22 protein-coding genes and 1 pseudogene are annotated in these 23,484 nt (G+C 39.8%); 18 read left to right on the top strand and 5 right to left on the bottom strand.

Annotated features, from left to right (window positions below; genetic code table 11):
- Positions 1-70 precede the first annotated feature (70 nt).
- On the top strand, positions 71-886 hold the full coding sequence (locus tag I1J71_RS07055) for an ABC transporter substrate-binding protein (RefSeq protein ID WP_195184228.1): 816 nt from the start codon (positions 71-73) through the stop codon (positions 884-886).
- Between the two features lie 118 nt (positions 887-1,004).
- On the opposite strand, the gene I1J71_RS07050 is transcribed toward I1J71_RS07055, so the two are convergent.
- A complete protein-coding gene (locus I1J71_RS07050) occupies positions 1,005-2,333 on the bottom strand; it encodes a PLP-dependent aminotransferase family protein (RefSeq protein WP_195184227.1) in 1,329 nt (442 codons plus the stop codon).
- A gap of 133 nt (positions 2,334-2,466) precedes the next feature.
- Between I1J71_RS07050 and budA the strand changes: the two genes are divergently transcribed.
- From budA to alaS, 11 genes and pseudogenes are all read left to right on the top strand, one after another.
- A complete protein-coding gene (gene budA / locus I1J71_RS07045) occupies positions 2,467-3,195 on the top strand; it encodes an acetolactate decarboxylase (protein ID WP_006155660.1) in 729 nt (242 codons plus the stop codon).
- A 12-nt stretch (positions 3,196-3,207) separates the two neighbouring features.
- Positions 3,208-3,957 (top strand): YhfC family intramembrane metalloprotease, encoded by a 750-nt coding sequence (locus I1J71_RS07040; protein WP_195184226.1) that lies wholly within the window; start codon positions 3,208-3,210, stop codon positions 3,955-3,957.
- Positions 3,958-4,075: 118 nt separating this feature from the next.
- Positions 4,076-4,981: a UDP-N-acetylmuramate dehydrogenase gene (gene murB / locus I1J71_RS07035; RefSeq protein WP_195184225.1), complete on the top strand. Its 906-nt coding sequence runs from the start codon at positions 4,076-4,078 to the stop codon at positions 4,979-4,981.
- Between the two features lie 134 nt (positions 4,982-5,115).
- Complete coding sequence (locus tag I1J71_RS07030; RefSeq protein ID WP_195184224.1) at positions 5,116-6,273, top strand: ABC transporter ATP-binding protein; 1,158 nt, start codon at positions 5,116-5,118, stop codon at positions 6,271-6,273.
- Entirely contained in the window at positions 6,254-7,060 is an 807-nt protein-coding gene (locus I1J71_RS07025; protein ID WP_000754116.1) for an ABC transporter permease, read from the top strand. The genes I1J71_RS07030 and I1J71_RS07025 overlap by 20 nt, the downstream gene beginning before the upstream one ends.
- A complete protein-coding gene (locus tag I1J71_RS07020) occupies positions 7,057-7,830 on the top strand; it encodes an ABC transporter permease (protein ID WP_178895149.1) in 774 nt (257 codons plus the stop codon). Before I1J71_RS07025 ends, I1J71_RS07020 begins: the two co-directional genes overlap by 4 nt.
- Positions 7,827-8,897: an ABC transporter substrate-binding protein gene (locus I1J71_RS07015; RefSeq protein WP_195184223.1), complete on the top strand. Its 1,071-nt coding sequence runs from the start codon at positions 7,827-7,829 to the stop codon at positions 8,895-8,897. The genes I1J71_RS07020 and I1J71_RS07015 overlap by 4 nt, the downstream gene beginning before the upstream one ends.
- 156 nt (positions 8,898-9,053) lie before the next feature.
- Complete coding sequence (locus I1J71_RS07010; RefSeq protein ID WP_195184222.1) at positions 9,054-9,878, top strand: GIY-YIG nuclease family protein; 825 nt, start codon at positions 9,054-9,056, stop codon at positions 9,876-9,878.
- A gap of 758 nt (positions 9,879-10,636) precedes the next feature.
- Positions 10,637-11,092 (top strand): annotated as a pseudogene (locus I1J71_RS08630) (PASTA domain-containing protein); the annotation flags it as partial.
- Positions 11,093-11,364: 272 nt separating this feature from the next.
- The gene (locus I1J71_RS07000; RefSeq protein ID WP_195184220.1) at positions 11,365-11,850 is read left to right on the top strand and encodes an LURP-one-related/scramblase family protein; all 486 of its coding nucleotides are present in this window, start codon (positions 11,365-11,367) and stop codon (positions 11,848-11,850) included.
- 16 nt (positions 11,851-11,866) lie between these two features.
- Positions 11,867-14,485 carry an alanine--tRNA ligase gene (gene alaS / locus I1J71_RS06995; protein ID WP_195184219.1) on the top strand — a complete coding sequence of 873 codons (2,619 nt, stop codon included), beginning with the start codon at positions 11,867-11,869 and terminating at the stop codon, positions 14,483-14,485.
- A gap of 93 nt (positions 14,486-14,578) precedes the next feature.
- Here alaS and gdhA read toward each other — a convergent pair whose 3' ends face one another.
- Complete coding sequence (gene gdhA / locus I1J71_RS06990) at positions 14,579-15,925, bottom strand: NADP-specific glutamate dehydrogenase (protein WP_195184218.1); 1,347 nt, start codon at positions 15,923-15,925, stop codon at positions 14,579-14,581.
- Between the two features lie 228 nt (positions 15,926-16,153).
- Here gdhA and I1J71_RS06985 point away from each other — a divergent pair, with 228 nt between their 5' ends.
- The 6 genes from I1J71_RS06985 to I1J71_RS06960 all read left to right on the top strand — a co-directional run bounded on the left by I1J71_RS06985 (position 16,154) and on the right by I1J71_RS06960 (position 21,233).
- Positions 16,154-17,089: a dihydroorotate oxidase gene (locus I1J71_RS06985; RefSeq protein ID WP_195184217.1), complete on the top strand. Its 936-nt coding sequence runs from the start codon at positions 16,154-16,156 to the stop codon at positions 17,087-17,089.
- 32 nt (positions 17,090-17,121) lie between these two features.
- Positions 17,122-18,159: a DNA polymerase III subunit delta gene (holA, locus tag I1J71_RS06980; protein WP_195184216.1), complete on the top strand. Its 1,038-nt coding sequence runs from the start codon at positions 17,122-17,124 to the stop codon at positions 18,157-18,159.
- A gap of 69 nt (positions 18,160-18,228) precedes the next feature.
- Positions 18,229-18,834, top strand: coding sequence for a superoxide dismutase SodA (gene sodA, locus I1J71_RS06975; protein WP_195184215.1), 606 nt, complete (start codon positions 18,229-18,231; stop codon positions 18,832-18,834).
- A gap of 152 nt (positions 18,835-18,986) precedes the next feature.
- The gene (locus tag I1J71_RS06970) at positions 18,987-19,895 is read left to right on the top strand and encodes a LysR family transcriptional regulator (protein ID WP_195184214.1); all 909 of its coding nucleotides are present in this window, start codon (positions 18,987-18,989) and stop codon (positions 19,893-19,895) included.
- Positions 19,892-20,353: a signal peptidase II gene (gene lspA, locus I1J71_RS06965; protein WP_195184213.1), complete on the top strand. Its 462-nt coding sequence runs from the start codon at positions 19,892-19,894 to the stop codon at positions 20,351-20,353. The genes I1J71_RS06970 and lspA overlap by 4 nt, the downstream gene beginning before the upstream one ends.
- Positions 20,343-21,233 (top strand): RluA family pseudouridine synthase, encoded by an 891-nt coding sequence (locus I1J71_RS06960; protein ID WP_195184212.1) that lies wholly within the window; start codon positions 20,343-20,345, stop codon positions 21,231-21,233. Before lspA ends, I1J71_RS06960 begins: the two co-directional genes overlap by 11 nt.
- A 25-nt stretch (positions 21,234-21,258) precedes the next feature.
- On the opposite strand, the gene ffh is transcribed toward I1J71_RS06960, so the two are convergent.
- The 3 genes from ffh to I1J71_RS06950 are packed head-to-tail and all read right to left on the bottom strand — an operon-like array spanning position 21,259 to position 23,392.
- A complete protein-coding gene (gene ffh, locus I1J71_RS06955; protein WP_195184211.1) occupies positions 21,259-22,824 on the bottom strand; it encodes a signal recognition particle protein in 1,566 nt (521 codons plus the stop codon).
- 17 nt (positions 22,825-22,841) lie between these two features.
- Positions 22,842-23,057, bottom strand: a complete 216-nt coding sequence (locus I1J71_RS08625) for a hypothetical protein (protein WP_049494484.1) — start codon at positions 23,055-23,057, stop codon at positions 22,842-22,844.
- A 2-nt stretch (positions 23,058-23,059) separates the two neighbouring features.
- The gene (locus I1J71_RS06950; RefSeq protein WP_004252600.1) at positions 23,060-23,392 is read right to left on the bottom strand and encodes a putative DNA-binding protein; all 333 of its coding nucleotides are present in this window, start codon (positions 23,390-23,392) and stop codon (positions 23,060-23,062) included.
- Positions 23,393-23,484: the final 92 nt, after the last annotated feature.

Raw genomic sequence — 23,484 nt, 5'->3', positions numbered from 1 at the left:
AGATTTATACTTGACAAATGAGGTTTGCTGAGTTATAATTATACAAAATTGACAGAGAGGTTGTTTATTTATGAAATTAAAAAAATGGATATTTGTCTTATGTAGTTTTCTTGCAAGTTTCTTTTTAGTTGCTTGCCAATCGTCTAGCTCAAACTCACAGTCTGCAGTAGAGGCAATCAAACAAAAAGGCAAATTAGTGGTCGCAACTAGCCCAGACTATGCACCATTTGAGTTTCAAGCACTTGTGGATGGCAAGAACCAAGTCGTCGGTGCTGATATTGATATGGCACAAGCTATCGCTGACGAACTTGGAGTGAAATTGGAAGTTTCAAGCATGAGTTTTGATAATGTCTTGACCAGCCTTCAAACAGGGAAAGCAGATCTGGCCATTGCGGGAATCAGTGCAACTGAAGAAAGAAAAGAAGTCTTTGATTTCTCAATTCCTTACTATGAAAACAAAATTAGCTTCCTAATCAGAAAAACTGATCTTGAAAAATACAAAGATTTGGATTCTCTAGTAAGTGCAAATATTGCAGCTCAAAAAGGAACTGTCCCTGAATCTATGGTCAAAGAGCAACTTCCTAAAGCGCAGTTGACTTCATTGACAAATATGGGTGAAGCTGTTAATGAACTTCAATCAGGTAAGGTTGATGCTGTTCATATGGATGAGCCAGTAGCCCTCAGCTATGCAACAAAAAATGCTGACTTGGCTGTCGCAACAGTAAGCTTAACTATGAAAGAAGGCGAAGAAAATGCAGTTGCTATCAAGAAAGGCAATTCAGATTTGAAGGAAGTAGTTGATAAGGTTATTCAAAAACTGAAAGATGACGGTACTTATCAAACATATCTTGAAAAAGCTGCCAAGCTAACAGAAGTAGAGCAATAAAAAATAACAGAGGCTGGGACAAAAGTCCTAGCCTCTCAATTGTCATTGGATTATCAAGCAAGACGCAGTGGTTGAGTGGGCTCTACTACGCTGATTTCATCAGCTTTTACAGCCTTACTCAACTGTGCGGAGGTGGGACGACGAAATCGAATTCTAACGAATTACCGATTTCTGTCCCACTCTCTGTTTTTAAGTAATTTAATGTTGTTTCAAGATTTTCTAAAGGAACCTTAGCAAATTGATAAGGGCAAGTCTCAATGTAGGACGATTCGAAAAAGTCTAGATTTAAAGAGCTATGTTTGAGGCTTGCAATCTTAGGATAGTTCCTGAGATCAAGTAAAAGTCCATCATGGAGAGGATAGTTTGGTAGGGAAAGGGGATAAGATTTTAATAGCTTATGAATGAAGTCTTGACTTTTCTCTTGCAGTGCCAATCTTGCTACTCTATTTTTTTCAAAGAGTTGACTATCAATATAGAGTGATAAAGCCTTTTGCATAATGAGGTTGTTATCATAGTCCAGAATGTTTTTATAGGCCACAAAAGGCCCTTTAATAGGATTTGGAAGTATGAGAGCAGTGATTCGAAGTGCAGGGAAAATACTTGTTGAAAAAGACTTAATGTAGATAACCAAATCATTTTGATCTAGATAATGAAAGGTTTGTCCCATTTTAGGATCTAGATCCCCTAGATAATCATCTTCAACGATATAAATTTGATATTTGGCTGCTAGATCAAGGATAGCAAGTTTCTCCTCTTCAGAATATGAATGACCCAGCGGATAGTGGAATCGAGGAATGGTGTAGAAAAATTTAATGTTACCACTTTGAAAATGTTTCTCAAGTTCTTTCAGGTCAATGCTATCCACCCGACGTTCAATGGTTTGATAGGGAATATTTTGAGCCAGCAGAAGTTGGTTCATTCGGTGATAGGTTGGTTGTTCGACCAGTATTTCTTGGCCCTTACCTGGAAAGTCAATTTGAGAAAGAATAAACAGTGCTTGCTGGGTTCCAGTTGTCATGACTAATTGATCGGGTTTACTATAGATAGCTTGGTCAAACAGTAGTTTATGAACAGACTTTCGTAATTCTTCCAACCCCTCTTGGTGTTCATAGTAGTTGTAGAGATAATTTTCTCGACCGATCAAGCTTTCATTGACACAAAGACGAAAATCATCATAGGCAGCAGCATGCTCGTCATTGACCGAGATAACGAGGTCTTCGTGGCTAGCTTGTTGTTCTAAAACATAATAGCCACTTTGAGGTTTGGAGTAAATGTATTTCTCGTATCGGAGTTCCAAAAGTGCACGCTGCACAGTATCTTTACTGCAGTGGAAGTCTTGACTGAGTTTTCGGATAGAAGGTAGACGACTTCCTGTTTGAAGTTTTCCTGATTCAATCTCTTCTTTTAGATAGTGAACGACTTGTTCATACTTGCTTTCTTGCTTCATCCCAGACCTCTCATGATTTTGTTACATTGTACCTTTTTTTTAGACGTTTGGCAATGTTAAAAGGCTTTCCAACGTTCAATTCTAAGAAGAAATGTGATATACTTAGTAAGTAAAATTTTCAAAGAAGAGTGAGATGATAAAGGTGCAAGAACCAGTTAAATTATTCCAATATAATACTTTGGGAGCCTTGATGGCAGGACTTTACGGCGGGACCATGACAGTTGGTGAGTTACTTGAACATGGAGATTTAGGGCTAGGAACCCTAGATTCTATCGATGGGGAGTTAATTGTCTTAGATGGTAAAGCCTATCAAGCTAAGGGTTCAGGTGAGAAACCTGAAATCGTTGAAGTGTCGCCAGATGCGCTGATTCCCTATGCAGCAGTTGTACCCCACCAGGCAGAAGTTATTTTCCGCCAGCGTTTTGAAATGACTGATCAGGAACTAGAAAAACGTATTGAGTCCTACTATGATGGAGAAAATCTTTTCCGTTCGATTAAGATTCATGGTGATTTTAAACACATGCATGTTCGCATGATTCCAAAATCGACAAGCGAAACGAAATTTGCTGAGGTTGCGACTCATCAGCCTGAATATAGTTGCGAAAATGTCTCTGGGACTATCGTTGGATTCTGGACACCTGAAATTTTCCATGGTGTCAGTGTCGCAGGCTACCATTTGCACTTTATTTCAGATGACCTAACCTTTGGTGGTCACGTCATGGACTTTGTCATCAAGGAAGGAATCGTAGAGGTTGGAGCTGTCGATCAGTTGGATCAACGTTTCCCTGTCCAGGATCGTCAGTACCTCTTTGCTAAGTTTAATGTTGATGAGATGAAAAAAGATATCGATCAGGCTGAATAAAAGGAGAAAAGTATGAAAATTCATGTAATAATCACAATGATAGCTTTATTTGTATTTCTCATAGCTACCATTTGGTTCTCAAAAAAGAAGTACAAGATTAACCTTTCAGTTTTAGGACTTGGGGCAGTTGCATTTTTTGTCTCATCTCAAGTACTGGAGAAAATTGTTCACCTTATAGTTCTTCATCCACAAAAGGATGGAACCATTTCGCTTATGCAGGAGCACCCTTTTTTATATGTCCTTTATGGAATTGCTATGGCAGCTCTCTTTGAAGAAACGGCTCGACTTGTCTTCTTTAAATGGTTAGAGAAGAAGAGAGCTTTGGAAGATTCGGATGCCCTCGCCTATGGACTTGGTCATGGTGGCTTGGAATTGCTCTACCTCGGAATGGGAAGCTTGATTAGTCTTTTGATTCTCTTTTCGTTATTAGAGTCTTCAAATCCAGATTTGGCAAATCTCCTTCCGAAAACTACTCTCGAAACAGTTCAATCTCTATCTGCTTGGCAGGTTTATTTACTAGGTGTTGAGCGTGTGCTTGCTCTTATTATGCAAATCGGTTTCTCTTTCTGGGTCTATCAAGCAGTTCGTCAAAAGAATTGGATTTATCTAGTAACTGCTTATGGTTTACATGCCTTCTTTGATCTGGCTCCGAGTCTATCTCAGGTTGGTTGGATTTCAAATCCGCTTCTTGTTGAAGGATTGTTAGCAATGGAAGTTGTTCTATTTGTATACTTTACAAAAACCATCTTGTATAAAGAATAATCATGCAAAAGAGGTCTGACCTCTTTTTTACTTGTGTGAATAAAAAAGCTTTTCAAATCGTCGAAAAAAATCGCTAAAAATGGTATAATAGAATGGATTTTATAAAAGGATGAGAGATATGACAGTACTAGATAAATTAAAAGAAACATTAGAAGGAATTGATATTCGATTCGATGAGCCATTAAAAACTTATACCTATACCAAAGTCGGAGGGAAGGCAGATTACTTAGCTTTTCCTCGCAATCATTATGAGATGGCCCGTGTGGTTAAGTTCGCTAATCAAGAAAATATCCCATGGATGGTTCTTGGAAATGCCAGTAATATTATTGTCCGAGAAGGCGGAATTCGTGGCTTTGTCATTATGTGTGACAAGCTCAACAATGTTTCGGTCGATGGTTACACCATTGAAGCAGAAGCAGGTGCTAACTTGATTGAGACCACTCGTATTGCTCTACGCCATAGCTTGACTGGTTTTGAGTTTGCCTGTGGAATTCCAGGAAGCGTCGGTGGAGCTGTCTTTATGAACGCTGGTGCTTATGGAGGTGAGATTGCTCATATTTTGCAGTCTTGCAAAGTATTGACCAAGGATGGGGAAATCGTGACTTTATCAGCTAAGGATTTAGCCTTTGGTTATCGTCATTCAGCTATTCAAGATTCTGGAGCAGTAGTCTTATCAGCTAAATTTGCACTATCTCCAGGGAATTATGAGACTATTAATCAAGAAATGGAACGTTTGACCCACCTTCGAGAACTCAAACAACCTTTGGAATATCCATCATGTGGTTCTGTCTTTAAACGTCCAGTCGGGCATTTTGCAGGGCAATTGATTTCAGAAGCTGGTTTGAAGGGCTACCGTATCGGTGGTGTCGAAGTCTCAGAAAAACATGCAGGCTTTATGATAAACGTGGCTGATGGGACTGCTCGAGATTATGAAGACTTAATTGAGTCTGTCATTGACAAAGTTAAAGAACATTCAGGTGTTACCTTAGAGCGAGAAGTTCGTATCTTGGGTGAGCACGAATAACATTATTATTACACATTATACAAAGATTGGGATTTTATCGCTAGATATGGTTTGGGTCAATTCCTTACAGTTATTGCTAGCATTTAACAAGGTCCCAATCTGTTAATTTACGAAGAAAAAGGAATTTAGAGGAATTGAAAAAGCCAATTATCGAATTCAGAAACGTTTCTAAAGTTTTTGAAGATAGTGACACTAAGGTTCTCAAGGATATTAACTTTGAGTTGGAAGAAGGAAAATTTTATACACTGCTAGGAGCTTCTGGTTCAGGAAAATCAACCATTCTAAATATTATCGCCGGTTTGTTGGATGCAACGACGGGTGATATTTTGCTAGACGGTGTTCGTATCAATGACATCCCGACCAATAAGCGCGATGTTCACACGGTCTTCCAATCTTACGCCTTGTTCCCGCATATGAATGTCTTTGAAAATGTTGCCTTTCCATTGCGATTACGCAAGGTCGATAAAAAAGAAATCGAAAACCGTGTCTTAGAAGTTCTCAAGATGGTACAGCTTGAAGGATATGAAAAACGTTCTATCCGTAGATTATCTGGAGGACAACGTCAGCGTGTAGCTATTGCGCGTGCGATTATCAACCAGCCTCGTGTGGTGCTCTTGGATGAGCCTTTGTCAGCACTTGACTTGAAGTTGCGGACAGACATGCAGTACGAACTACGTGAACTGCAACAACGCTTGGGCATCACCTTTGTCTTTGTTACTCACGATCAGGAAGAAGCCTTGGCCATGAGTGACTGGATTTTTGTCATGAATGACGGTGAGATTGTTCAGTCTGGGACACCAGTTGACATCTACGACGAGCCTATCAACCACTTTGTAGCCACCTTCATCGGTGAATCAAATATCTTGCCAGGGACCATGATTGAGGACTATTTGGTCGAGTTCAATGGCAAACGATTTGAAGCGGTCGATGGTGGGATGAAGCCAAACGAGCCTGTCGAAGTCGTCATTCGTCCAGAGGACTTGCGCATTACTCTTCCAGAAGAAGGAAAACTTCAAGTTAAAGTCGATACGCAACTCTTCCGTGGGGTTCACTATGAGATTATCGCCTATGATGAACTCGGTAACGAATGGATGATTCACTCGACTCGTAAGGCCATCGTTGGTGAGGAAATCGGTCTGGACTTTGAACCAGAAGACATCCACATCATGCGTCTCAATGAAACAGAAGAAGAGTTCGATGCTCGTATCGAAGAGTACGTAGAAATCGAAGAGCATGAAGCAGGTTTGATAAACGCTATCGAGGAGGAAAGAGATGAAGAAAACAACCTCTAAACTCTTTGTAGTGCCCTACATGCTTTGGATTGCACTCTTTGTATTGGCACCCTTGGTCTTGATTTTTGGACAATCATTTTTCAACATCGAAGGCCAGTTTAGTTTAGAAAACTATAAATCCTATTTTGCGTCACAAAACTTGACCTATCTCAAAATGAGTTTTAACTCTGTTCTTTATGCTGGGATTGTGACTCTGGTGACGCTTCTTATCAGTTATCCAACAGCCCTCTTTTTGACTCGTCTCAAACACCGTCAACTCTGGCTCATGCTAATCATCTTGCCAACCTGGATCAACCTTCTCCTTAAGGCATATGCCTTTATCGGAATTTTTGGTCAAAATGGCTCTATTAATCAATTTCTAGAATTCATCGGAATTGGTTCTCAGCAGTTGCTATTTACAGATTTCTCATTTATCTTTGTCGCAAGCTATATCGAGCTTCCATTTATGATTTTGCCCATCTTCAATGTTTTGGATGATATGGATAACAATCTCATCAATGCCAGCTATGACCTTGGTGCAACCAAGTGGGAAACCTTCCGTCATGTCATCTTCCCTCTGTCTATGAACGGGGTGCGAAGCGGAGTTCAATCTGTCTTTATCCCAAGTTTGAGTCTCTTCATGTTGACACGTTTGATTGGGGGGAACCGAGTGATTACTTTGGGGACTGCCATCGAGCAGAACTTCTTGACCAATGACAACTATGGTATGGGGTCAACTATCGGTGTTGTTCTTATCCTGACCATGTTTATCACCATGTGGGTGACTAAGGAAAGGAGAGAACGATGAAAAAATTATCGAATATTTACCTAGCCTTTGTCTTTATCGTCCTTTATTTGCCAATCTTTTACCTGATTGGCTATGCCTTCAATGCCGGGGATGATATGAACAGCTTTACAGGTTTTAGCTGGACTCACTTTGAAACCATGTTTGGTGATGGAAGGCTCATGCTTATCTTGGTTCAAACCTTTTTACTAGCCTTTCTATCAGCCTTGATTGCGACTGTTATTGGGACTTTCGGTGCTATCTATATTTACCAATCACGCAAAAAATACCAAGAAGCCTTTCTATCACTTAATAACATTTTGATGGTTGCTCCTGACGTTATGATTGGTGCCAGTTTCTTGATTCTCTTTACCCAACTCAAGTTTTCACTTGGCTTTCTGACGGTACTTTCCAGTCATGTAGCATTCTCGATTCCAATCGTAGTGCTCATGGTCTTGCCACGATTGAAAGAGATGAATGGAGATATGATTCATGCAGCCTATGACCTTGGGGCTAGTCAGTTCCAGATGTTTAAAGAAATCATGCTTCCTTACTTAACGCCGTCTATCATCGCAGGTTACTTTATGGCTTTCACCTATTCCCTAGATGACTTTGCCGTGACTTTCTTTGTAACGGGGAATGGTTTTTCAACCCTCTCAGTTGAGATCTACTCTCGGGCTCGTAAGGGAATTTCGCTTGAAATCAATGCTCTTTCAGCCTTGGTCTTTCTCTTTAGTATTATCCTAGTAGTTGGATATTACTTCATTTCACGTGAGAAGGAGGAGAAAGCATGAAACGACTCTATTCATTTTTAGCAGGAATTTTAGCGATTATCCTCGTCTTGTGGGGAATTTCTTACCATCTTGATAGTAAAATCAATAGCCGTGATAGTCAAAAATTGGTCATCTACAACTGGGGAGACTATATCGACCCTGAACTTCTAGAGAAATTTACAGAAGAAACAGGAATTCAAGTTCAGTATGAGACCTTTGACTCCAACGAAGCCATGTACACGAAAATCAAGCAGGGTGGGACAACCTATGATATTGCCATCCCAAGTGAGTACATGATTAACAAAATGAAGGATGAAGACCTTTTAGTTCCACTGGATTATAGTAAAATTGAGGGAATTGAGAATATTGGTCCAGAATTTCTCAACCAGTCTTTTGATCCAAATAACCAGTACTCTATCCCATACTTCTGGGGAACTTTGGGAATTGTATACAATGAAACCATGGTGGAAGAAGCGCCTGAACATTGGGACGACCTCTGGAAACCAGAATACAAGGATTCGATTATGCTCTTTGATGGGGCGCGTGAAGTTCTTGGTTTAGGTCTTAACTCACTAGGCTATAGCCTCAACTCAAAAGATCCTCAACAACTGTTACAAACGGTTGACAAACTGTATGAGCTGACTCCTAATATCAAGGCAATTGTAGCCGATGAGATGAAGGGTTACATGATTCAGAACAATGCTGCTATCGGTGTGACCTTCTCAGGGGAAGCCAGCCAGATGTTGGAAAAGAATCCTAACCTCAAATATGTCGTACCGTCAGAAGCAAGTAACCTCTGGTTTGACAATATGGTGATACCAAAGACAGTTAAGAACCAGGATGCAGCCTATGCCTTTATCAACTTCATGTTGAAGCCTGAAAATGCTCTGAAAAATGCAGAGTATGTCGGTTATTCAACACCAAACAATGCTGCTAAGGAAATGCTCCCTGAGGAGACAAAAGAGGACAAGTCCTTCTATCCAGATGCAGATACTATGAAACACCTCGAAGTTTATGAAAAATTTGACCATAAATGGACAGGAATCTACAGTGACCTCTTCCTACAGTTTAAGATGTATCGGAAGTAGGAGTATATAAAACAAAACGAACCAGTCAAGCTGGTTCGTTTTTTATGATGAAATTAATAAATCAAACTTATTAAAGTTTGACCATAACTACACCTTTCTGTATAATAATATATGAGAGATGTAAAGTTAAGCAAATATTATGGGTGAGAGTTTGTTATGGATATAAAGTTAAACGATATTTTGAATATAAGTGAGCAAAATCAGAGAAAATTCAAGGTGAAATTTAATAATTGGACGGGTGAAAATCCAATTCAGACCTATTTGAGAGACGAAGAAATAATTAATAACTACAACTTATTTTGGAGAACAAATAAGCGATATTTCAATGTTGGAGATATTGTCGTAAATTTCATTAAGATTGATAATAACAAATGGTTATTAACTACTATAAAAGAAGTGAGTAAGGAACTTTTTGTTACTGGAGGACAAAATTATGAAGGAATTGAACTAAAGGAATATTCAGCCCTTTTTGGTCGTCTAATTATTCGGTACAGAAAAGAATCTAGAGGTTCAGTTCTAAAGTATACAACTTGTAAGGAAAAACTTGTGATAGAGCAATTGTTATCAGATTCATTTGGAGGAGAAGAATTTCCGGGATATGATAATATTTCTTTATCTTACAAAGAATTAGAATTGATTTTACGTTTGAGAAAAAAAGATTGGATAACCGCTTTAGAAAATCAAAAAGCTGTTTATCTTATTACGGATAAGCAGAATGGTAAATTATATGTAGGCTCAGCAACTTCAAACTATGGTATGCTTTTACAACGTTGGCAATCCTATGTGGATAATGGACATGGTGGTAATAAAGAACTTAGGATTTTAGTTGAAAAACATGGATTGAATTACGTTAAAGAAAATTTTCAATACTCTGTACTGGAAAACTATAACGGAAAAATAGATGATAAGTTTGTTTTAAAACGTGAATCCTGGTGGAAAGAAGTATTAAAATCTAAAGAACATGGTTATAATGCAAATTAGGAGAGGCTATGAATAATTTGAATGATTGGGAAAAAGCTCGTCGAGAAGAAGAATTGAATCAAGAGCTAAAAAGACAAAATAACTTGTTGGAACAGCAGAGATGGGAACAGCAGTTTTCTAACCAAAAGCAACAGGCAGCACTAGATGAACAAAATCGTCTTGCTCGAGAACAACAAGAAACATTAAAAGAGAGAAATGAGTTAGAACGCCAGAGGCAATGGGATGAAGAATCTCGTCATCAAAGAGAGTTAGAATTACGTATAGAGCAACAATATAAAGATAATATATTTGATTTAAAAAAACTGTGGGCTAAAGCTGAATCAGAAGACGAGAGAGTTAGGGTACAGATACTTCTAGCAGAAGCAGAAGCTGAATATGATGAGTATTTACTTGAGAAAGAGAGAGAAATAGAACGACAACGTTTGGCTGCGGAGCAATTTCAATTAAAACAACAGGAAGAAATAGAACAGAATGAAATATTAGAGCGTCGTAGACAAAAAATAAGTAGAATAAAGTGGCTTTTCGGAATAGCTATAAGCTTACTTTTATTAGTGATAATTGGAACTTTTTTTATAGGTATGACCAAGTCTAAATCATCTTATACTCATAACAGTAATAATCATTCAACTCAACCAACTACTTCAGAAACCTCGACTAGTACAACAACCACAAGTTCACCTAGTACTAGTAAATCTCAAGATAAACAAAGATCAACAACATCTCCCACTACTAGACCACAAGCTACAAAAGTATATATTGGAAACTTTATTGGCCGAAAATCAATAGATGTGGTTGCTGAGCTCAAGGAGAAAAAAGTTCCTGAAAATCTTATTAAGATTGTAGAAGAAGAATCAAGTGAAACAGAGGCAGGTCTTGTTATGAAACAAAGTCTGCCAGAAGGAACCACTTATGATCTTAGTAAGGCGACGGAGATTACTTTGACCGTTGCCAAGAAGGTAACAAGAGTTCCTATGCCAAGTTATATTGGATCAAGCCTTGAATTTACCAAGAATAACTTGATTCAGATAGTAGGTGTAAAAGAGGCTAATATTGAAGTGGTAGAAGTCTCCACAGCTCCAGAAGGAACTGCTGAAGAGACTGTAGTTAGCCAAAGTCCAAAACCAGGTGAAGGTGTAGATTTGAACAATACACGAATTAAAATTTCAATATATAAGCCCAAAACTACTCAAACATCACAAGGCAACTCTAGGTAAATTAAGAGATTTAAAGCTAAATTTATGATTCATTGCCATTAACCTTGACGAATCTCTATCAAAACGATATAATAGGAATGTTGAGAATTGATTTTCTCTCCATCTTAGTCCAGAGAAATGGCGGTGCTGCGAGCCATCTAAGATAGAAAATCATGCTACTCGATTGTAACAATTGCATAAGAATCAAGAATGACAAGTTCATTGAATGAAGGTGGTACCGCGGTTTTTCGCCCTTCGTGATATGAATTTGTCTTTTATTTTTGGAGGTACTTATGAGAAGATTTCTTGTCAAACAAAAATTTCGCCTAGGTGGTGAACGCTTTGATATCAAGGATGAGATTGGCAATGTCGCCTATCAGGTTGAAGGTTCATTTTTTAAGATTCCTAAGACCTTTACCATTTTTGATAATTCTGGTGAACAGGTTAGTGAGATTAGTAAAGAAATGTTGACCTTCATGCCACGCTTTGAGATTCAACTCAGTAATGGAGATAGTTTTTATATCCGAAAGAAGTTGACTTTCTTTAGAGATAAGTATGAATTTGACAACCTAGGTCTTCGCATTGAGGGGAATATCTGGGATTTAAACTTTAAACTTCTGGATGACCGTGATCAAGTGATTGCGGAAATCGCCAAGGAACTCTTCCATTTAACCTCTACCTATACCGTAACCGTCTATGACGAATCTTATGCAGACCTAGTCATTTCCCTCTGTGTCGCTATCGACTATGTAGAAATGCTAGAAAGAGACTCAAATTAGTAAAAAGGAGATACAAATGAAACAATTATCTAGTGCACAAGTCCGCCAAATGTGGCTTGATTTCTGGGCGACCAAAGGTCACTCAGTAGAACCATCAGTTAGCTTGGTTCCAGTAAACGACCCAACACTTTTGTGGATTAACTCTGGGGTAGCCACTCTTAAAAAATATTTTGATGGAACTATTATCCCTGAAAACCCACGGATTACCAATGCGCAAAAGGCTATCCGTACCAACGATATTGAAAACGTAGGGAAGACGGCGCGTCACCATACCATGTTTGAAATGTTGGGAAACTTCTCAATTGGAGATTACTTCCGTGACGAAGCCATTACTTGGGCTTATGAACTTTTGACAAGTCCTGAATGGTTTGACTTCCCTAAAGACAAACTCTACATGACTTACTATCCAGATGACACAGATTCATACAACCGCTGGATTGAAGTGGGCGTGGATCCAAGTCACTTGATTCCAATCGAAGACAACTTCTGGGAAATCGGTGCGGGACCTTCTGGACCAGATACAGAAATCTTCTTTGACCGTGGGGAAGCCTTTGACCCAGAAAATATTGGTATTCGCCTTCTCGCAGAAGATATCGAAAACGATCGTTATATCGAAATCTGGAACATCGTCTTGTCACAATTTAACGCTGACCCTGCTGTACCACGTAGCGAATACAAGGAATTGCCACACAAGAACATTGATACGGGCGCTGGTTTGGAGCGTTTGGTAGCTGTTATCCAAGGTGCTAAGACCAACTTTGAAACAGACCTATTTATGCCTATCATTCGCGAAGTTGAGAAGTTATCTGGTAAGGTTTATGACCAAGATGGCGACAACATGAGCTTCAAGGTCATCGCTGACCACATCCGTTCTCTTTCATTTGCTATCGGTGATGGTGCCCTTCCAGGAAATGAAGGTCGTGGTTATGTCCTTCGTCGTTTGCTCCGTCGTGCCTCTATGCATGGTCAAAAATTGGGTATCAATGAGCCTTTCCTTTACAAACTCGTTCCAACTGTTGGAAAAATCATGGAAAGCTACTACCCAGAAGTGCTCGAAAAACGTGACTTTATCGAAAAAATTGTCAAGAGCGAGGAAGAGTCATTTGCCCGCACTCTTCACTCAGGTCAACACTTTGCAGAAACTATCGTAGCAGACTTGAAAGAAAAAGGCCAAACGGTTATCGCTGGACAAGATGTTTTCAAACTCTACGATACATACGGATTCCCAGTAGAGTTGACAGAAGAAATCGCTGAAGAAGCTGGAATGACAGTTGATCGTGAAGGTTTTGAAGCTGCCATGAAAGAGCAACAAGAACGTGCGCGTGCGTCAGCTGTCAAAGGTGGCTCAATGGGTATGCAAAATGAAACCCTTCAAAACATTACAGTTGAGAGTGTCTTCAACTACAATGCTAGCCAATTGCCTTCTAAGTTGGTGGCTATCGTAGCGGACAATGCTGAAGTAGAAAGTGTATCAGAAGGAACTGCTTCACTTATCTTTGCAGAAACTCCATTCTACGCTGAAATGGGTGGACAGGTTGCAGACCACGGTCAAATCTTGGATGCTGCAGGTAACGTCGTAGCGACAGTGACAGACGTTCAAAAAGCACCGAATGGACAAGCTCTTCATACTGTTGAAGTTCTTGCACCGCTTGCTTTGAACCAAGAATACACTTTGGCCATCGATAGCAATCGTCGTCACCGTGTCATGAAGAACCACACAGCCACTCACTTGCTCCATGCGGCTCTTCACAATATCCTTGGACATCACGCTACTCAAGCAGGCTCACTCAACGAAGTAGAATTCCTTCGCTTTGACTTCACCCATTTCCAAGCTGTGACTCCAGAAGAATTGCGTGCTATTGAGCAACAAGTCAATGAGAAGATCTGGGAAGCCATCGCAGTTAAGACTGTTGAGACAGACATCGAAACAGCCAAAGAAATGGGAGCTATGGCCCTCTTTGGGGAGAAATACGGTAAGGAAGTCCGTGTTGTGACCATTGGTGACTACTCAGTTGAACTTTGTGGTGGTACTCACGTAGGTAACACTTCTGAAATCGGTCTCTTCAAGATTGTCAAGGAAGAAGGTATCGGATCAGGAACTCGTCGTATCTTGGCAGTGACTGGTAAGGAAGCTTTCGAAGCCTATCGTGAACAAGAAGATACACTGAAAGCAGTCGCAGCAACCTTGAAAGCCCCTCAACTCAAGGAAGTGCCTCACAAGGTTGAAGGACTTCAAGAACAACTCCGTCAATTGCAAAAAGAAAATACAGAATTGAAGGAAAAAGCTGCAGCTGCAGCCGCAGGCGATATCTTCAAGAATGTTCAAGAAGCAAATGGTCACCGTTACATTGCTAGTCAAGTTTCTGTTTCAGATGCAGGTGCTCTTCGCACCTTTGCGGATAACTGGAAGCAAAAAGACTACTCTGATGTGCTTGTTCTTGTCGCAGCCATCGGTGACAAGGTCAACCTTCTTGTAGCCAGCAAGACAAAAGACATCCATGCAGGTAACTTGGTTAAAGAATTGGCTCCAATCGTTGATGGACGTGGTGGTGGGAAACCAGACATGGCCATGGCAGGAGGAAGCAACCAAGCCAAGATCCAAGAATTGTTGGATGCCGTAGCAGGTAAATTGTAAGAAAATAAAGATCTATCCACTCGGATAGGTCTTTTTCTGTGGATAAGAAAAACTCCTCACAGGAGATGTGAGGAGTTATATAGTTACTAGGAATTAAACCAAACCTTGGGCAATCATAGCGTTTGCTACATTTTCAAAGGCCGCAATATTGGCACCTGCAAGGTAATCAGTACCAAGACCGTAAGTTTCTGCAGTTGTTTTAGCAGTATTGAAGATATTTGTCATGATACCTTGAAGACGAGTATCCACTTCTTCGCGAGTCCATGAAAGACGAAGACTGTTTTGGCTCATTTCAAGGGCAGATACAGCAACACCACCAGCATTGGCAGCTTTTGCAGGTCCGTAAAGGACACCATTTTCTTTGTAAACATGGATAGCTTCCAAGTTACTTGGCATGTTTGCTCCTTCAGAGACAACTTTCACACCTTGAGCTACCAAACGTTTTGCAGCATCACCGTCAATTTCATTTTGAGTCGCACATGGAAGGGCAATGTCGTAGTTGCCTGAGTAAGTCCATACAGAACCTTCATGGTAAGTAGCAGTTGGTTTTTCTGCAGCGTATTCAGTCAAACGAGCACGACGGTTGTTTTTCACATCTGTAAGAAGGTCAAAGTCGATTCCGTTTTCATCAATCACATAACCATTTGAGTCAGATACTGAGATAACAGTTGCACCAAGTTCAGTTGCTTTTTGGACTGCATATTGAGCAACGTTACCAGAACCAGATACAACAACTTTCTTACCAGCGAAGCTATCATTGTGAGCTTTCAACATTTCTTGAGTATAGTAGACCAAACCGTAACCAGTTGCTTCTGGACGAATCAGGCTACCACCAAATCCAAGAGGTTTACCTGTCAAGACACCAGAATCAAATTGGTTGAGGCGTTTGTATTGTCCGTAAAGGTAACCAATTTCACGTCCGCCGACACCGATATCACCAGCAGGTACGTCAAGAGAAGGTCCGATGTATTTTTGCAATTCAGTCATGAAGCTTTGGCAGAAGCGCATCACTTCAGCATCAGTTTTGCCTTTAGGATCGAAGTCGGATCCACCTTTACCTCCACCGATTGGAAGTCCAGTCAAAACGTTTTTAAAGATTTGTTCGAAGCCGAGGAATTTCAAAATCCCTTGGTTTACAGTTGGGTGGAAACGAAGTCCGCCTTTGTATGGTCCAACAGCTGAGTTGAATTGAACACGGTAACCACGGTTAACTTGAACTTTTCCATCACGGTCAACCCAAGGAACACGGAAAGAAATTACGCGCTCTGGCTCAGTGATACGTGCCAAGATGTTTTCTTCAATATACTCAGAGTGTTTTTCAAAGACAGGTTCCAAAGTACTGAAGAATTCTTCAACCGCCTGGAGAAATTCAGCCTCATGCCCGTTACGAGCTTTTACAGTTTCAAACACGCTTTGGATATATTCTTTAGCAGATGTCATATCGTTCTCCTTTTTTTGTTGTCATATTTTATTACATGAGACATTATAGCAGAAAAAATTTTCAGTGTAAAGAAAAAAACATAAATTTTCTAAAAATTCTTTCAATTTGAATAAGCTAGTTTTATTAGTTGAATTAGAAACCTTTTTATAGGGTTAGTTTTATTAAAAGGCTCCTGCCAAAGTATGGTATAATAATAAAGAAATAATGGATTTTGGAGGAATAGAATCATGGTATCAACGAAAACACAGATTGCTGGTTTTGAGTTTGATAATTGCTTGATGAATGCAGCAGGAGTTGCTTGTATGACCATTGAGGAGTTGGAAGGTGTCAAAAATTCAGCAGCAGGAACCTTTGTCACTAAAACAGCAACCTTGGAATTTCGTCAGGGAAATCCTGAACCTCGCTATCAAGACGTTCCACTTGGTTCTATTAACTCTATGGGTCTACCAAATAATGGTTTAGACTATTACTTGAACTACCTTTTGGAATTGCAAGAAAAGGAGCCAAATCGTACCTTCTTTCTATCTTTAGTTGGAATGTCTCCAGAGGAAACTCATACCATCTTGAAGAAGGTTCAAGAAAGTGATTTTCGTGGTTTAACCGAGCTCAATCTCTCATGCCCAAATGTTCCAGGTAAGCCTCAGATTGCCTATGATTTTGAAACAACAGACCGTATCTTGTCAGAAGTTTTTGAGTATTTTACAAAACCTCTTGGGATTAAGCTTCCACCTTACTTTGATATTGTACATTTTGATCAAGCGGCAGCTATTTTTAACAAATACCCACTCAAATTTGTCAATTGTGTCAACTCTATTGGAAATGGTCTTTATATTCAAGATGAGTCGGTCGTGATTCGTCCTAAGAATGGCTTTGGTGGAATTGGTGGAGAATACATTAAACCAACTGCCCTTGCCAATGTCCATGCCTTTTATCAACGCTTAAATCCTCAAATTCAAATCATTGGAACTGGTGGAGTATTAACGGGGCGTGATGCTTTTGAACATATCCTATGTGGTGCTAGCATGGTGCAGGTAGGAACTACTCTTCATAAAGAAGGAGTAGGTGCTTTTGAGCGTATTACCAAGGAACTCAAAGAAATTATGGTGGAAAAAGGATATCAAAGCCTAGATGATTTCCGTGGTAAATTACATTATATTGATTAAATAAAAGCGAAACTATAAAGAAAGGAGAATAGATGCTAGCCATAGAAGAAAGCCGAAAGCTATCCCTATCAAATTTACCTAGTTTGACCCTGTTTACAGGGGCTGATCAAGGTCAGTATGACGTCATGAAAACACAGGTTCTCAAGCAAATCGGCTACGATCCTGCAGATTTGAACTTTGCTTATTTTGACATGAAAGAAGTAGACTACAAAAGCTTGGAACTAGAGCTAGTTAGTCTTCCTTTCTTTGCGGATGAAAAAATTGTTATTTTAGATCATTTTGTCGATATAACGACAGCTAAAAAACGCTATCTAACTGATGATGAGCTTAAGTCTTTTGAAGACTATCTGGAAAATCCTTTACCTTCAAGTAAACTAGTCATTTTTGCTGAAGGGAAGTTGGATAGTAAGAGACGTTTGGTCAAATTGCTCAAGCGGGATGCGAAGGTTTTCGAAGCCATCGATCCTAAAGAGCAAGAGTTGCGAGCCTATTTTCAAAAGTGGACTCAGGAACAAGGACTTACTTTTGATGGAAATTCCTTTGAACAGTTGCTTATCAAATCTAGTTTTCAATTCAGTGAAATTCAGAAAAACCTGCTCTTCTTACTGTCTTATAAGGATAGTGGTCTGATAACAGAAGAAGATATTGTTGAAGCAATTCCAAAGACTTTGCAGGATAATATTTTTGATTTGACCCAATTAATATTAACTAAGAAAATTGATCAGGCGAGAGATTTAGTTAAAGATTTGACCTTACAGGGTGAAGATGAGATTAAGCTGATTGCCATTATGCTGGGACAGTTTAGACTCTATACACAGGTAAAAATATTGCAAGAGTCTGGTCAGACAGAATCTCAGATGGTCAGCAGTTTGGGTCACTATCTTGGTCGCAATCCGAATCCCTATCAAATCAAATTTGCCCTTCGTGACACGCGAGGATTGTCCCTGAATTTTCTACAAGATTCTATTCGTTATCTCATTCAGGCAGATTATCAAATTAAGACTGGTGTTTACGAAAAAGGGTACTTGTTTGAGAAGGCTTTATTGCAGATTGCGAGCCAATCAAATTGAGCAAATAACTTGAAAAAACAGGTTGTTTGCGTTATCATTTTTATATAAAAAGAAAAAGAGGTATTACAGATGGCTATTATCTTACCAGATCTTCCATACGCTTACGACGCCTTGGAACCATACATTGATGCTGAAACAATGCACTTGCACCATGACAAACATCACCAAACATATGTCAACAACGCAAACGCAGCTCTTGAAAAACACCCTGAAATTGGTGAAGACCTTGAAGCATTGCTTGCTGACGTAGAATCTATCCCAGCTGATATCCGCCAAGCGCTTATCAACAACGGTGGTGGCCACTTGAACCACGCTCTTTTCTGGGAATTGATGACTCCTGAAAAAACAGCTCCTTCAGCAGACCTTGCAGCAGCAATCGATGCAGCTTTTGGTTCATTCGAAGAATTCCAAGCAGCTTTCACTGCAGCAGCAACAACTCGTTTTGGCTCTGGATGGGCATGGTTGGTTGTTAACAAAGAAGGTAAACTTGAAGTAACTTCAACAGCAAACCAAGATACACCAATCTCAGAAGGTAAAAAACCAATCTTGGGCTTGGACGTTTGGGAACATGCCTACTACGTGAAATACCGCAACGTTCGTCCTGACTACATCAAAGCTTTCTTCTCAGTTATCAACTGGAACAAAGTAGACGAGCTTTACGCAGCAGCTAAATAATAGTAACACTAACACCTTTTGGTTAGAATTTTATCTACCTTAAAAGGTGTTTTTTTGTTTGCATTTTTTAGAAGTAACTGTCTCATGATTTTCCTTTGTTGGATAGGCTTGATTTATGGTATAATGATAAGATAGAAAACGAAGGAGAAATCATGAATATTCAACAATTACGCTACGTTGTTGCTATTGCAAATAGTGGTACTTTTCGTGAAGCTGCTGAGAAAATGTACGTTAGCCAACCCAGTTTATCTATTTCTGTAAGAGATCTGGAGAAAGAGCTAGGATTCAAGATTTTCCGCAGAACTAGTTCGGGTACCTTTCTTACTCGCCGTGGGATGGAATTTTATGAAAAGGCACAAGAGTTGGTTAAAGGATTTGATATTTTCCAGAACCAGTATGCCAATCCTGAAGAGGAAAAGGATGAGTTTTCAATAGCTAGCCAGCACTATGATTTCTTGCCACCGACTATCACAACTTTTTCTCAAAGGTATCCAGACTATAAAAATTTCCGTATTTTTGAATCTACAACTGTTCAGATTTTGGATGAAGTAGCCCAAGGTCATAGTGAGATTGGGATTATCTACCTCAACAATCAAAACCAAAAGGGTATCATGCAACGGGTTGAAAAGTTAGGCCTTGAAGTGATTGAGTTGATTCCTTTCCAGACGCATATCTATCTACGTGAAGGTCACCCCTTAGCTAAGAAAAAAGAGTTGGTCATGGAAGATTTAGTTGATTTGCCAACAGTTCGTTTCACACAAGAGAAGGATGAATATCTCTATTACTCAGAAAACTTTGTGGATACAAGTGCCAGCTCTCAGATGTTTAACGTAACAGATCGCGCTACTTTAAATGGAATTCTTGAAAGAACAAATGCTTATGCGACTGGTTCTGGATTCTTAGATAGCGATAGCGTTAACGGGATCACCGTTATTCCACTAAATGATAATCTCAATAATCGCATGGTTTATGTGAAACGTGAAGAAGTAGACTTGAGTCAAGCAGGGACTTTATTTGTAGAGGTCATGCAAGAGTATTTTGATCAAAAGAGGAAAGCATGAAGAAAAGAGGAATAGTAGCAGGGATTATAGCAGCCTTGATTGTTTTAGATCAATTGGTAAAGGCTTATGTCGTTCAGAATATTGCTCTTGGTGAAATCAAATCATGGATCCCAAATCTAGTTAGTTTAACCTATCTGCAAAATAGGGGGGCTGCCTTTTCCATGCTACAAGATCAACAGTGGTTTTTTGCGGTGATTACTCTAGTAGTTATGGCAGGGGCTATCTGGTATTTGCACAAGCATATAGAAGATTCCGTCTGGACAGTCTTTGGATTGGTTCTAATTATTGCAGGTGGTTTGGGAAATTTCATTGATCGCATTAGCCAAGGATTTGTCGTGGATATGTTTCACTTAGACTTTATCAATTTTGCCATATTCAATGTGGCTGATAGTTATCTGACAGTAGGGGTCATTGTGTTATTGCTTGCAATGCTAAAAGAGGAAATGAATGGAAATTAAAATTGAAAGAGGCGGGATACGCCTAGATAAGGCTTTGTCAGATTTGACAGAATTGTCTCGTAGTCTTGCCAATGAACAAATCAAGTCTGGTCAAGTCTTGGTCAACGGCCAGGTTAAGAAAGCCAAGTATACGGTCCAAGAGGGGGATGTCATCACCTATCAAGTTCCCGAACCAGAGGTTTTAGAGTATGTAGCTGAAGATATTCCTTTAGAAATCATTTATCAAGATGAGGATGTAGCAGTAGTCAACAAACCTCAAGGTATGGTTGTTCATCCAAGCGCTGGGCATACCAGTGGTACCTTGGTGAATGCCCTTATGTATCATATCAAAGACTTATCAGGAATCAATGGTGTGCTGCGTCCAGGAATTGTCCATCGTATCGATAAGGACACATCTGGGCTTCTTATGGTTGCTAAAAATGATGAAGCGCATTTAGCACTTGCTCAAGAATTGAAGGATAAAAAGTCTCTTCGAAAATATTGGGCCATTGTTCACGGTAATCTTCCAAATGACCGTGGTGTCATTGAGGCGCCGATTGGTCGTAGTGAAAAAGACCGCAAGAAACAAGCTGTGACTGCTAAAGGAAAACCAGCAGTGACACGTTTCCAAGTCTTAGAACGCTTTGGTGATTATACCTTACTGGAATTACAACTGGAAACAGGCCGAACTCATCAGATCCGTGTGCACATGGCTTATATCGGTCATCCTGTCGCTGGTGATGAGGTATACGGTCCTCGTAAAACCCTAAAGGGACATGGGCAATTTCTCCATGCCAAGACGCTAGGATTTACCCATCCAAGAACTGGGGAAACTCTGGAATTTACTGCTGATATTCCCGCTATCTTTAAAGAGACTTTAGAGAAACTTCGAGAAAACTAAAAAAGGACTCAATTGAGTCCTTTTTTTATTTGCGTTTTTTCTTAGCTTTTTTCATTTTGTTGGCCATGCGTTTCATGGATTGCTTCATAGCAAATTCACCGATTTTACCCTTGAGACCTCCACCAAGCATCTGGCTCATATCAGGCATTCCGGCTCCTCCAAGAGCAGACATATCCGGCATACCACCTTGTCCCATCATACCTTCAAGGGCTGACATATCCATGCCACCAGGCATATTTTTAGGAAGGTTGTTAGGGTTAATACCCATTTGCTTCATCATCTTGTTCATGTCACCAGACATGACACCTTGCATGAGTTGTTTAGCTTGGTTAAAGTCTTTGATGAACTTGTTGACATCGATAAAGGTATTACCAGAACCAGCTGCAATACGACGACGACGGCTTGGAGTGAGCAAATCTGGATTTTCACGTTCTTCTGGAGTCATAGATGAGACGATGGCACGTTTGCGAGCAATCTGTTTTTCATCCACCTTCATATTTTGAAGGGCAGGATTGTTGGCCATACCAGGAATCATCTTGAGCAAATCTTCCATTGGCCCCATATTTTGCACCTGATCCAATTGATCGATGAAATCATTGAAATCAAAGGTGTTTTCTCGCATCTTTTCAGCCATTTCAAGGGCTTTTTGCTCATCGTATTCTTGGGAAGCTTTCTCAATCAGAGTCAGCATATCTCCCATACCGAGAATACGGCTGGCCATACGGTCAGGGTGGAAGGTTTCAATATCAGTAATCTTTTCACCAGTACCAGTGAATTTGATTGGTTTTCCAGTGATGTGACGAACAGAAAGGGCCGCACCACCACGAGTATCCCCGTCAATCTTGGTAAGGATGACACCGGTAACTTCTAATTGAGCGTTAAATTCACGCGCAACGTTTGCAGCTTCTTGACCAATCATGGCATCGATGACGAGAAGGATTTCATTTGGTTGAGCAAGAGCTTTAACATCACGGAGCTCGTTCATGAGAAGTTCGTCGATTTGTAAACGTCCGGCTGTATCAATTAAGACATAGTCGTTATGGTTGGCTTTAGCTTGCTCCAAACCTTGGCGAACAATCTCAACCGCAGGAACTTCAGTGCCAAGAGCAAAGACAGGAACATCAATTTGTTGTCCCAGTGTTTTAAGCTGGTCAATAGCTGCAGGACGATAGATGTCGGCCGCAATCATCAGAGGACGAGCATCCTCTTCCTTTTTAAGTTTGTTAGCTAATTTTCCAGCAAAAGTTGTTTTACCAGCACCCTGCAAACCAACCATCATGATGATTGTAGGAATCTTAGGAGACTTGATAATCTCAGCGGTATCAGAACCAAGAATTTCTGTTAACTCCTCATTAACAATCTTGATGATTTGTTGAGCTGGATTGAGGGTATCAATGACTTCATGCCCGACCGCGCGTTCACGAATTTTTTTGATAAAATCCTTAACTACAGGCAAAGCAACGTCGGCTTCTAAAAGAGCCAGACGGATTTCCTTGGTTGCTTCTTGGATATCACTCTCGGTGATTTTTCCTTTTTTACGTAGATTTTTAAAGACGTTCTGCAAACGTTCTGTTAAATTTTCAAATGCCATATTTTTCTCCTATTTATTCAATTCAGTGGAAATCGTCCGAAATGTTGCAAACACTCTAGTTCTTCAGGTGTGACTTCTTTCATGATTTCATTTGGATATCCCCAACAGCTAAAACCTATTTGCATAGCTTTGGAGATATCATTGGGCGAGATAATCTGTAGTCGAGTAGGAAATGGTTCCTCTGCGGCTAATAGTTTGCAAGGTATTCCTTGATAATTAACTAGACTGCCCATGATTACTCCCGATTGTCAATACTTGTTAAAATCTCAACTTGCTCTTGTAGAAAAGCATCTTCTGGATAGCGCTCAATGATCTGATCAAAAATCTGACTGCGGACAATGTAATCAGAGTACATATGAAGCTTCATCTCATAATCTTCCAGAATCTTTTCTGTACGTTTGATATTATCATAAACAGCCTGACGACTGACACCGAACTCTTCTGCAATTTCAGCTAAACTATAGTCGTCTGCATAGTAAAGCTCGATATAGTTCATCTGCTTATCAGTCAAAAGGGCTGCATAAAATTCAAACAGAGCATTCATTCGATTGGTTTTTTCAATTTCCATAAGATTTATTATACCAAAAAATAGTCTGAACTGCTAGTGATGGATTGATATTAAACACAAGTCAGAAAAAGGACTTTTAACGGTTATTTTCT

Source organism: Streptococcus infantis, assembly GCF_015546995.1.
Taxonomy (GTDB): Bacteria; Bacillota; Bacilli; order Lactobacillales; family Streptococcaceae; genus Streptococcus; species Streptococcus infantis_J.
The sequence above is the reverse complement of the archived record's forward strand: the minus strand, read 5'-3'. Positions and strand labels throughout refer to the sequence as shown.